This is a genomic window from Aliiglaciecola sp., from assembly GCF_039982535.1.
Classification (GTDB): Bacteria; Pseudomonadota; Gammaproteobacteria; order Enterobacterales; family Alteromonadaceae; genus Aliiglaciecola.
In genome coordinates this window covers 23100-35276 of record NZ_JBDWYG010000007.1, presented here as the reverse complement: position 1 = coordinate 35276, position 12177 = coordinate 23100, and the positions used below count along the sequence as shown (strand labels likewise).

8 protein-coding genes are annotated in these 12177 nt (G+C 41.3%); 4 read left to right on the top strand and 4 right to left on the bottom strand.

Translation table 11 applies throughout. The features are described from left to right. Positions 1 to 16: 16 nt before the first annotated feature. Entirely contained in the window at positions 17 to 637 is a 621-nt protein-coding gene (locus ABJV04_RS00195; RefSeq protein WP_348489088.1) for an FKBP-type peptidyl-prolyl cis-trans isomerase, read from the bottom strand. Positions 638 to 892: 255 nt separating this feature from the next. Between ABJV04_RS00195 and ppc the strand changes: the two genes are divergently transcribed. Then, positions 893 to 3517: a phosphoenolpyruvate carboxylase gene (gene ppc / locus ABJV04_RS00190; RefSeq protein ID WP_348489087.1), complete on the top strand. Its 2625-nt coding sequence runs from the start codon at positions 893 to 895 to the stop codon at positions 3515 to 3517. An 87-nt stretch (positions 3518 to 3604) separates the two neighbouring features. On the opposite strand, the gene mdh is transcribed toward ppc, so the two are convergent. Then, positions 3605 to 4540 (bottom strand): malate dehydrogenase, encoded by a 936-nt coding sequence (mdh, locus tag ABJV04_RS00185; RefSeq protein WP_348489086.1) that lies wholly within the window; start codon positions 4538 to 4540, stop codon positions 3605 to 3607. Positions 4541 to 4844: 304 nt separating this feature from the next. On the opposite strand from mdh, the gene argR reads away from it, so the two are divergent. Further along, positions 4845 to 5309, top strand: coding sequence for a transcriptional regulator ArgR (argR, locus tag ABJV04_RS00180; RefSeq protein WP_216047590.1), 465 nt, complete (start codon positions 4845 to 4847; stop codon positions 5307 to 5309). Positions 5310 to 5404: 95 nt separating this feature from the next. Continuing rightward, positions 5405 to 6796, top strand: a complete 1392-nt coding sequence (locus ABJV04_RS00175; protein WP_348489085.1) for an ATP-binding cassette domain-containing protein — start codon at positions 5405 to 5407, stop codon at positions 6794 to 6796. Here ABJV04_RS00175 and ABJV04_RS00170 read toward each other — a convergent pair. Next, a complete protein-coding gene (locus ABJV04_RS00170; protein ID WP_348489084.1) occupies positions 6793 to 7944 on the bottom strand; it encodes an endonuclease/exonuclease/phosphatase family protein in 1152 nt (383 codons plus the stop codon). The genes ABJV04_RS00175 and ABJV04_RS00170 overlap by 4 nt on opposite strands. A gap of 153 nt (positions 7945 to 8097) precedes the next feature. Continuing rightward, the gene (locus ABJV04_RS00165; RefSeq protein WP_348489083.1) at positions 8098 to 11118 is read right to left on the bottom strand and encodes a TonB-dependent receptor; all 3021 of its coding nucleotides are present in this window, start codon (positions 11116 to 11118) and stop codon (positions 8098 to 8100) included. Positions 11119 to 11531: 413 nt separating this feature from the next. On the opposite strand from ABJV04_RS00165, the gene udk reads away from it, so the two are divergent. Next, on the top strand, positions 11532 to 12161 hold the full coding sequence (udk, locus tag ABJV04_RS00160; protein WP_348489082.1) for a uridine kinase: 630 nt from the start codon (positions 11532 to 11534) through the stop codon (positions 12159 to 12161). The last annotated feature ends 16 nt before the right edge of the window (positions 12162 to 12177 follow it).

Genomic DNA, 12177 nt, shown 5'->3' with positions numbered 1-12177 from the left:
TCGATAGTTGCAAATATTAAGCAACGATATCTAATAGTTCCACATCAAATACTAATGTACTGAAAGGACCAATTGCGCCACCAGCACCTTGCTCACCATAAGCCAAGTCGTGTGGTACGTGTAAACGCCATTTAGAACCAACTGGCATCATTTGTAATGCTTCAGTCCATCCTTTGATAACACCATTAACTGGGAACTCTGCTGGTTCACCGCGCTCATAAGAACTATCAAATACATTACCGTTAATTAAAGTACCGTGGTAATGTGTACGTACTTTAGAAGTTGCAGCAGGTTTTTCACCTTCGCCAGCAGTCAACACTTCGTATTGTAAGCCAGAAGGCGTTACTGTAATTTCAGAACGCTTAGCATTTTCTGCTAAATATGCAGCGCCTTCTTCGATAGCATCTTTATGCTGATCAGCTTTAGCCGCTTGCATGCGTTGATGAATTTCGTTGAATGCAGCACCCAAGGTCTGATTGTCAACTTGTGGCGCTTGCTTAGCAAAAGCGTCTTCTAAACCAGCTTTTACTGCTTCGATGTCAAGACCTTCAAATGGATTAGAAGCCAATTGTTCGCCCATTTGGTAACCAATACCATAGCTTGCTTGAAGCTCAACACTGTTATATTTTTCTGTCACGTTATATCCTGTTTTGATTGGGAAAAGATAAAACGTCAATGGTAACATAGTTCAGGTGTTGCCTTGTACCCCAAAAGCTAATTGGTTAGATACAAAATTAGTAAAATAATAAAAGTCGTAAAATAAGCGTCAAAATAACAATAAAAGTTTATTAAAACGACCTGAAAATAAAAGAATGATTTAACTTTGTACCCGAACTAAAACATATTTTTATAAATAATAAATTCTAATTTGTATATTCAGTTTGGAGGATATGTGAAAGAGCAACTAGCAGTTCAATTAAAGGAATCTGTTCGATTTCTAGGTTCGACTCTCGGCGACACAATTCGTGCTCAGCTTGGTGAAGAGTGGCTTGAGCGTATTGAGTCGATTCGTATCGGCGGGCGCAAGTCTCACTTAGGCGAAACAGATTCAACTCAGCAGTTAAAAGATTTATTTGCTGAACTTAATAACGAAGATCTTCTGACCGTTGGCAGAGCATTTTCACAATTCCTTAATTTAGCCAATATAGCCGAACAGGAATTCAATAGCATTTCCATTACAGATGATCCTGTGGAAAAGTTATTCGAACATTTAGATGACGCTAAAGTCGAACAAAAAGATTTCGCTGATGCTTTTGAGCAGCTTAAAATCGACTTAGTACTCACTGCCCACCCAACCGAAGTAACTCGTCGTACGCTTATTCATAAACACGGTGAACTTGCCCGCTGTCTCCGTGAAATGCATCAAAGTATGCTATCGGAAGAAGAGCGTAGTGAAATAGAAACTCGCATAGCTGACCTTATCAGCCAAGCCTGGCACACCGAAGAGATACGTTCAGTGCGCCCTACTCCAGTTGACGAAGCACGCTGGGGATTTTCAGTTATAGAAAACTCCTTATGGGACGCTGTTCCTGCCTTTATTCGCTCATTGGATAAAAAGGTTAACAACAAATTTGGTATTTCATTGCCAATCGACGCATCGCCGGTGCAATTTAGTTCGTGGATGGGCGGAGACCGTGACGGTAATCCGAATGTCACCTCTAAAATTACCCAAGAAGTTTTGTTATTAGCCAGAAAACGCGCGGCTAAACTATTTGCTAAAGATATTGATGGCTTGCAGGTAGAGCTATCCATGGGTGATTGTAACCAAGCCCTAAAAGATCTTGTCGGTGACGATAAGCTAGAGCCCTATCGTGCCTTACTGCGCCCTCTTTATCATAGGCTTGCTAAAACTCAGGAAGGTATCGAAGACTTCTTAGCCGGACATCAAGTAGACGACAGTAATTGGGTTACCTCCCAAGATGACATACTTTCACCTTTGTTAGTTTGTTACGAATCCTTACACGCATGTGGAATGCAGGTAATCGCCGATGGCAAATTACTCGACACCATTCGACGTGTACATTGTTTTGGTGTTCATCTGCTTAAACTTGATATTCGTCAAGACTCAGAGCGCCACGCCGAAGTATTCGGTGAATTAACACGTTATTTTGGCATGGGCGACTACATGCACTGGAGTGAAGAGGATAAACAAGCATTCTTATTAAAAGAGTTGAGCTCAAAACGTCCACTCATCCCTGAAAACTGGGAACCTTCGGCAGACGTACAAGAAGTATTAGATACTTGTCGTATTATCGCCAAAAACAATCAACAAGGTTTTGGAATCTATATCATTTCCATGGCCAGCCTGCCCTCAGACGTACTTGCAGTGCAATTACTACTCAAAGATACTGGGGTAAATTGGCCTATGCCTGTGGCTCCCCTGTTTGAAACCTTGGATGACTTAAATAACGCAGCATCAGTGACGAAACAATTACTGAGTATCGATTGGTACCGAGGTTATATCCAAGGCACTCAATATGTCATGATCGGTTATTCCGATTCGGCTAAAGATGCTGGCGCATTAGCTGCTGGCTGGGCTCAATACGAGTCTCAAGAAGCGTTAGTTAAACTCGCTGAAGAATTTGACACTAAATTAACCTTGTTCCACGGTCGCGGCGGAACTATTGGTCGAGGTGGTTTACCTGCTCATGCGGCTATCCACTCACAACCACCAGGATCCCTTACTGGCGGTTTCAGGGTAACAGAGCAAGGCGAAACAATACGTTATAAGTTTGGTATGCCTGAGCTTGCTAAAGGAAGCCTAGGTTTATATGCCAGCGCGATTTTAGAAGCGATTTTGTTCCCACCACCTAAACCTAAACAAGAGTGGCGAGAAGCAATTACGGCTATGGCCAATGAAGGTCGTGACAACTACCGTAAGACAGTACGTCATGACGAAAACTTCGTACCTTATTTCAGAGTTGCTACGCCTGAACAGGAATTAGGCAAGTTGCCCCTTGGAAGCCGACCAGCAAAACGTAAACCGACAGGTGGTATTGAGAGTCTTAGAGCCATTCCATGGATCTTTGCATGGGCTCAAACTCGCTTAGTACTTCCCTCTTGGTTAGGTTCAATGAAGGCCGTAACGGATTATTATCAATCAGGTCAACAACAAATCATTGATGACATGTTGGAAAACTGGCCCTTCTTCCATTCTCGTTTATCAATGCTTGATATGGTATTCAACAAAGCTGATACCAGAATCAGCAAAGAATACGATGACCGCCTAGTACCGGCAGAATTGCAATACTTTGGCCAAGCCTTGAGAACGGAGCTGGAAGAAAGTATTGAGTCATTGCTTAAATTACTCGGTCAAGAAAGTGTCATGGAGACAGATCCGCGAGGAAAAGAATCTATGAGTATTCGAGCGGGTTATCTACAACCTTTGCATTTCTTACAAATTGAGCTGTTAACTAGGATCAGAAAATTAGATGATAGTGAACATGATGCTTTGTTAGAAAGAGCCATGATGGTGACTATCGCTGGTATTGCGGTAGGTATGCGTAATACAGGTTAATTTAGAATAACCTTAGAAAAGCATAAAAAAAGCCCCTTGTAGTTAACTACAAGGGGCTTTTTAATAGGGTTTGTAGCGGTTAACGAATTAACCGTTTACGAATTTAACACCTAATTCAATATCTCCACGCAAACCGTCAAGCATTGATTCTTTTGCATTTTGTTCAAACTCGCTCAACTCACCGTAAGATAGAATTTCTTCTACGCCGTTCGGACCTAATCTAACAGGATGAGAGAAGAATACTGCGTCGTCTGAATTAGTTTCAACGTAAGTATACTCAACAACGTTGTCGCCTTTCATTGCAGCTACTAGAGACAAACAGAATCTTGCAGCAGCTTGGCCCATTGACAATGTAGCAGATCCGCCGCCAGCTTTAGCTTCAACTACTTCAGTACCTGCATTTTGAATGCGAGTGGTTAAACTTGCAATTTCATCATCGCTAAATGAAACACCTTCAACCTGTGAAAGTAGAGGCAAAATAGTTGTACCAGAGTGACCACCAATAACTGGAACGTGCACGCTAGTAGAGCTCAAACCTTTCAATTCAGCTACGAAAGTTTCAGAACGGATAACGTCAAGAGTCGTTACACCAAACAATTTGTTTTTGTTGTAAACACCCTTAGCTTTTAAGGTTTCAGCTGCAATAGCAACAGTCGTGTTAACTGGGTTTGTAATAATACAAGTACATGCATCTGGACAGTTGTCCGCAATACCTTCAACTAGGTTCTTAACGATACCTGCGTTGATATTAAACAAATCAGAACGATCCATACCAGGCTTACGAGGTACGCCTGCTGGGATCAAAACAATATCACAACCTTGCAAAGCAGTTGCTAAATCATCTTTACCAAAACCTTCAACTTTTACGTCTGTAGGGATATGGCTCAAATCAACCGCCACTCCTGGCACAACAGGTGCAACATCATATAAAGCTAACTCGGAACCAGCTGGTAACTGGGTTTTCAATAGAAGAGAAAGGGCCTGACCAATACCGCCTGCAGCACCTAATACCGCTACTTTCATAGTTGTCTCCTGTGGGACTATTAAATTCACGGCAAACCATAGAGTAAGCCGCATAAAAAAACAATTTATTGTGGTGAATGTTCACTATCTGTTTTGTATATAGCTCTTTTAGCCTAACATTCAGTTAGTTTTTAAGGCTTAACAGAATATATGGGTTACAAGCGATGAATTCAATAGCTTGAGGCAACTCAAAACAGATGCTTTAACTATATGATATTTATTCAAAGTATTCTGCGACTTATAAACAAGGCTACCTACCCCGTTTAGATTGTGTCAAACTATAGCGGTGAATAGCGAGGGTGGCATGTCTAATACAAAACAAGAAGAATTGGTCAAAGCGTTTAAAGATATCTTAAAAACAGAGAGTTTTGGCTCTCAAGGTGAGATTGTTGATGCATTAACGGAACAAGGTTTTGGCAGTATCAGTCAATCCAAGGTTTCCCGTATGCTCAGTAAATTTGGCGCAGTACGTACCCGTAACGCACGGGGAGACATGGTTTACTGTTTACCGCCAGAGATGGGTATGCCCACGGCGAAAAGCCCTCTGCGTCAATTAGTATTAGATATAGTCCACAACAATGTGATGGTAATCATTCGCACCAGCCCGGGAGCTGCACAGCTCATCGCCCGCTTACTAGACTCCCTTAGCCAAAAAGATGGGGTATTGGGCACTATAGCCGGTGATGATACGATTTTCATTGCCCCCGCGGATATCAGCAATATTGAAGAAACCCGCAAAAAAGTTGAAGCGCTATTTGAGAACGTATAAAGGTTATTTCTACAAATAAGCGGTAATCCAGTTCAACAATAAATTAATGGGTTTCACACTCAGTGTCCTTTCATTTAATTGTGAGTTGTTAAGCAATGATTTTTATTGAGCAGTTTCATCACCCCAAACTAACCGTTGATTGTTGGCAAATTGAAGCAGATAGTGCCGTAGCAGTATTAGGCAAAAACGGCGCTGGCAAACAATTTGTCGATCAGCTTCTTTTAGGAAAACTGAACGACTTTGAACATAGCCGCTTAAACTTACCCAACCCAGATGTGGTTCGCTTAGTTTCGTTTGAAACTCTGCAAGCGGTGTATGAAAATGAATTGAAAATAGATGAAACTGATATCACTGATGAAATTGATTTTGGCACACCAGCTAAAGACTTTTTACCACAAGATAAACTCGACCACCCTCTGATCACCCAATTTCATTTAGAACATAGATTAGAAACTGGCTTCCGCCAACTCAGCACAGGTGAGTCGCGTAAGTTATTAATCTTAAAAGCGATATTATCAGGTGCTAAATACCTTATCTTAGACAACCCCTTCGATGATTTAGATGTCGCCTCAAGGGCACAACTGAGCCAAGTGTTAAGCCAACTCAAACCTCAAGGCATCACCTTAATAATATTATTGAGCAACCGGCAAGATATTCCCCAGTGGATCAGCACTTTTGCATTGGTTGATAACCATAGTTTGCACGATTTAAGAGGATTATCAGTTGAGGATGCACAAGCCACCATCGACACCATATTTGCCTTTGATGCGTTGGATAAATCCCTACTTGAACGGATGATCTCTGACAAGCACAGTCACAATAAAAAATCCTTAGTGCGCATCAATAACGCCAATGTTATTTACGCTGAAAATCACGCTCTAAAATCGGCCAATTTAACCATTGATACCTTCGAGCACACTATTATTACCGGCCCCAATGGTTCAGGTAAATCAACTCTATTGCAATTAGTTACCGGTGACTGTCCTCAATGTTTTAGCAACGATGTGACTGTGATGGGGTATAAACGAGGCAGCGGCGAAACCATTTGGGATATCAAAAAGCATTTAGGCATAGTCTCCCCCGATATCCACCGTTCCTACCGCGTAAACTGCAACGCCTTAACCGTGGTTCTTTCAGGGTTTATGGACTCCATTGGGCTTTATAAAGACATTAGCTCTGCGCAAAAACAACAAGCCTTAGCATGGTTGGATTTAATTGGTCTGAGACCACTGGCTAACACCAGTTTTAAACAATTGAGTTTTGGTGAGCAACGTTTACTGCTAATTGCCAGAGCCTTAGTGAAATTTCCATCCCTGTTGGTACTAGACGAGCCCACCCAAGGACTGGATGAAATTAATCGACGCTTAGTGTTGGACGTGATCACCACTATTGCTAAAAAGCAATTGGCGACCATTCTTATGGTCAGTCACCGTGAAGATGAACGTTTGCCCATATTTGTCCAACACAAAGATTTAAGCGGAAGCTAACGTAAACTGAGTTCTCGCCAAACCATTCGGTGATCAGAGGAGGATTTGCGGTCAGCCACTAATTCCTTGCCGCTTTCATTTTCACCTGGCCAAAATACCCCAGCATCAAGGGAAGAAAAACCGGCTTTTGAGGTGATCACGTAATCAACCCCCAATCCCCACGCTGCGGTGTGGTATTGGGCATTAGGATCATCAGGCTTAGACTCTTTCCCGCCCAAACTGGTGGGCAGTGACAGTTGAGAAACCAATGGATGAGCAAGCAAATCAGCCATCATAGTGCGTTGGCCATCACCGGCATCGGGAGATGCATTTAGATCGCCTAAAATAACAAAACGTTCACCACTGAACCCTCCGATATCCCCCTTATCATCGTAAATGTAATTAGCTTGCTCACCACTGCTAAGATAATCATTCCAAAATTGAATTTCATCATGATTACGGAAGCCATTGCGGTTTTCTGGCCCATCAAAGACCGGTGGCGTAGGATGGCTAGCCAGCACATGTACTATCTTCCCATCGACATCAACAGGAATATCCCAATGGGATTTAGAGGATAAACGTAAAACCTCCATGGCTTCGGCTGAATACCAAGCGCTGCCATCAGTGTTCTTAATTTTGCTTAACGAATTGTCAGGCATATCTTTCCATAAGAATGTTTGAAAGGTTCGTACATCTTGCATATGGATTGGGTAACGACTGAGTAATAACATGCCATATTGGCCTGCATAACGACCGTAACCGAATGCATCGCCGCCAGAATTCTCTAGCTTGCCGTCGTTATTTAAATCCACACCACTAGCCACGCCGGTATTCACTGGCCCATAATAAAAGTAAGGGTAATCAATACTCGCCTGCCCCTGTTGTGAAACATTTAAATAATTTTTAATAAAGGCTTCAGGGCCAAGTGATGGGTCACTACTGTAATCAAATTCGTTTAAAAGAATAATGTCAGGTCGCACGCGCTGAATAATTTGCGCAATATTTTTTATCTGTTGATTATCACCAGTGGCTAAATGCTTAAATAACAAAGTGGGATCATTCTGGTTTTGGGACGCTTCTGAGGCTCGATAATTATCCGCTTCCATACTCACATTAAAGGTCGCCACTCGAATTGACGTTTGCGCGCTAACACAGCCGACTAATTGCATACTTAATACTATTCCTAACGTTATCCACACCAGTTTCATTGCTTTTACTAACCTTACTCAATTAACTATATCGATTTGACTTAGTATATCTTACATCTAACCACAAAAAAGCCGGTCATGAAGACCGGCTTTTATATTGGATTAAGCTACAAATTAGAACTTGTAACTAATACCTAAACGCATTTCCCATAGAGAAGCATCACCTTGACGACTTTCTGGTGAAGTATCACCTAAGCGCGCAGTGTTAAAGTTAACTTCTTCTAAGATACCCCAATCGTCGTTTAACATATTAGTAAAGTTATCGATTGTGAGACTTACAGAAGCACTATGGTCTTCAGAGAAAGCTGGGATTTCTTGTCTAACGGCAATATCTACCTTAGTCCACCAGCTACTTTCTTCGCTATTACGCTCAACACCAATTGGCAACACGCTGTCGCTATCTAGGTAAGGAGTAAATCCGAACACGTCGTTGCCATCAGTACGGGCAAAGCTAAATGGACGGCCAGATTGCGTCAATGCGTACACGTTGAAGCGAGTATCTAATCCAGGGATTAGCTCAACAACATAACTAAAGTCTGCAGTTAAACGGTGCTCAATGTTCCAATCAGAAAGTGAAGAAACGTCTTCATTCGGATTAGTGAAAGCTCTGTATTGGTAGTTAGAGAATGCAACCGAGCTAGTCATTGGTTGTACATCTTCAGCATGGTTATATGAATAACCCGCTACCAAACGCATACCATTATCCCAAGTCTTTTGAAGAGTAGTAGTTAATGAGTAAGATGTAGAAACTTCACCAGAGTTGGTTAGTTCAAGTGAACCATAACCATTACGGTCATAATCAACATAACCTTCGTCAGTAAAGCCAACTTCTTCAATACCTACGTATTTAATCATCGCTTGGTCTTGAGTAAATGACACTAATAAATCTGCATTTAGAATATAATCAGATTCAGTTACGTGAGTCACACCAGCAGATAATTTCCACTCACTTGGCATGTCAAAATCAGGGTCTAGGTTGTTAGACTCAAAGTTAGAAGCAACTCCGCTATCTACCAAAGCATCTAGTTCAGACGGAACGCCGTAACCAGGGCCTACAGGAGCGCCATCTTCAACATTAACCCATACAACATCATCATCGAACAAGCTGCGAGAACCATCGTCATAACCGAAATCACCGCCGTCAACTTCACCACCAGCTACGTTAGTACCAGAGTAGTTATTTGACATCCAAACGTTCGGGTTACCACCAGAGAACAAGCCAATACCACCACGTATTTCAGTGCTGTCATTTAGCGTGTAGTTTAGGCCAATACGAGGTTGTAAAAGACTTACGCCATCTAGGTTAGCTGAGTTACTGTAACCATTTTGAGCTAGGAAATCTGCATTCTCTTCAGGGTGATCAGAAGAAGTGATCCAGTCATAACGTAAACCAGCAATTACTTTCAAATCATCTGTTAAGTAAAATTCGTCTTGAATATACGTACTGTGGGCAGTGTATCCCCAGCTTGCAGCACGGTCATCAAAGTCTCCAGAGAAAGAACCACCATATTCAACATCACTTGCAAAACCGTTTTCAAAGTCTTCAATGCTATCGAATGAAAGTGACGTTTCAGCGTGTTGAACGAAAATGTTAAATACATCTAACTTGTCGCTTTCATAACCGAAAGTTAGTGTGTGACCATTATCGAAGTAATAATTACCACGGAACATAAGGCTCAATGCATCCCAATCCAAATCATTGGCTTGGCGACTATCATCAGAACCTAAGTAAACGGTAACGTCATCTAAGAAAAGTTTAACTTCACCAAAATCGTTTCCGTACAAAGTACCGTCGCCGGTAAGTGAGTTTTGACGATTATCTAGATCTGTATAAGAAACACGTACTTCAGTTGTGAAGTTATCTGTCCAATCTGAATAAAGAACACCTGAGTAAGATGTCATTTCAGCGCCACGCTCATACAAGTGACTTGTTAATTCAAACTCATCAGAATCACCATCAGATTCAGAGAAGTTATTACCATCATTGTAGTTATAAGTGAATGAAGCACGGTGTTGCTCGTTGATATTCCAGTCTAATTTAATTAGGATTTTTTCATCTTCATTAGCAAGACTTGAAGGAACAGCGCCTGGATCAAACTGATATAAATCATTGGAAATACGAATGATTTCATCTAGTTGAGTTTGCGTAAGGTTAACTTCATTGATAGATCCTGAGCCAATTACACCACGATCGAATATGTTAGCACCTTCTAGTTTCTCGTATGCAGCAAAGATAAATAACGTATCTTTGATTAGTGGAGCACCGATGCTAAATCCGTAGCGTTTTTCTGAGTAATCACCGATATTAACGTCTTCACCTTCTAAAGAGTCGCCTCTTAGGTCGTTGCTTCCATAATCGTAGAAAGCCGTACCGTGAACTTCGTTAGTACCTGTTTTACTTACAGCACTGATATTACACGCTGAGAAACCACCATAGATTACATCAAAAGGAGCAATTTCTACTGCAACACCTTCAATGGCATCGTAAGAGAAAGGCATTCTTTCAGTAGGGTAACCGTTGGAGTTAAGACCAAACAAGTCATTCATGCGAACACCGTCAACAGTCAAACTGTTGAAGCGAGGGCTTTTACCCACACACTGAATTCCACCGTTACCGCCTTCGTCTACATAAACTCGAGGGTCAATACGAACGATATCGGTAATGTCACGGTTTATTGCAGGTGCATTTTGTAAAGTAGAAAGGTCAAAATTAGCCCCTGGGCCAATTTTACCAAAAGATAGGCTGCTAACTTGTGAAGCAGTTACTGCAATACGCTCGACGCTTTCTGTTGAAGCTAGCTCGCGGTAGATAGATGCAGTTTCACCCAAGTTCAAGTAAACATCATTGATGGTTTGATCAGAATAAGTATCTGAATCAACTTCAATAGTGTAAGGACCACCAACTCTAAGGCCGTCTAGGTTGAAAGTACCTGCAGCGTTAACAGTTGTTGTTTTAACTGCACCTGTAGGTACGTGAGTAACCTTAATTACCGTCCCTTCAGCAGGATTGCCATTTGGCCCTACAATTTGCCCATTCATACCTGAAGAGGTAACTTGAGCCATTGCTGCTGTTGACATGCCAACAGACATAGCCACTGCAATCGCAATACGATTCAGTTTGGTTTTTTTAAACATTGTGTTTTCCTAAGTAGTGTGTGTTCTTTTCTGCCCATCCAGTTTTCATTCACAGTCTTGTTGCGCTGCGTCATGAAACTATGATGCTTAAGTTTCAAATCGGGCGTATTGTATCAGGTCAATTATTACACTTTTATGACTATGGTGTCAGCAATAAAATTTAATTCATAAATTAACGCCAAAGCCACACGGTTATAACCTTTCATTTACTTTCTTGACCAATTGGTCAATCCCATTTAAAGTGAAAAACAATAAAATCTAGACTAAACAGTCACATACAAATCAGACCATTCAGTCTAGGGTTATTTTATACTTAATTTTTGAGCAAATTAGTATTATTTTTTTTATTCAGACTGACTTTTTTTGCGATGACTGGTATCTTTTGCCAAGTTTTTTATTGATTCAGGGTCGAAATGGCTTCTCCACTTATTATCGCGATTGCTGGTGCTTCAGGTTCTGGTAAATCTTTGTTTACAGAAAATCTATTAAATGAATTTGCTCAGCAGGGTCGTCCTGTCCAAATTTTAAGGGAAGATCACTATTACCGTGCGCAAGATCATTTGCCTATGCATGAACGTGAAAAAAACAATTACGATCATCCAAAAGCATTTGAGCATGAATTGTTGGTTAAGCATTTGACGGACCTGAAAGCAGGTAAATCCATCGAATACCCAACATACTGCTACAAAACCCACACTCGGCTGCAACAGAGAGAAGTTTTGGAATCTGCACCTGTCATCATAGTTGAAGGCATTATGTTGTTAGCGAGCCCTGATTTAGAGCCCCTTTACAATGTAAAAATATTTGTTGATACGCCGTTGGATATTTGTCTTTTGCGTAGAATCAAACGAGATATTGCAGAGCGAGGCAGAACCTTAGAGTCAGTCGCTCATCAATACGAAAGCACCGTGAAGCCTATGTACCATCAATTTATTGCACCAAGTAGATTTACTGCTGATGTGATTGTCACCCAAGGTGGTGAAAACTATATTGCTTTGGATGTGATTAAATCTCACATTCAGCAAGCTTTACTTAATGAATAGAATTAACTAAAAAAAA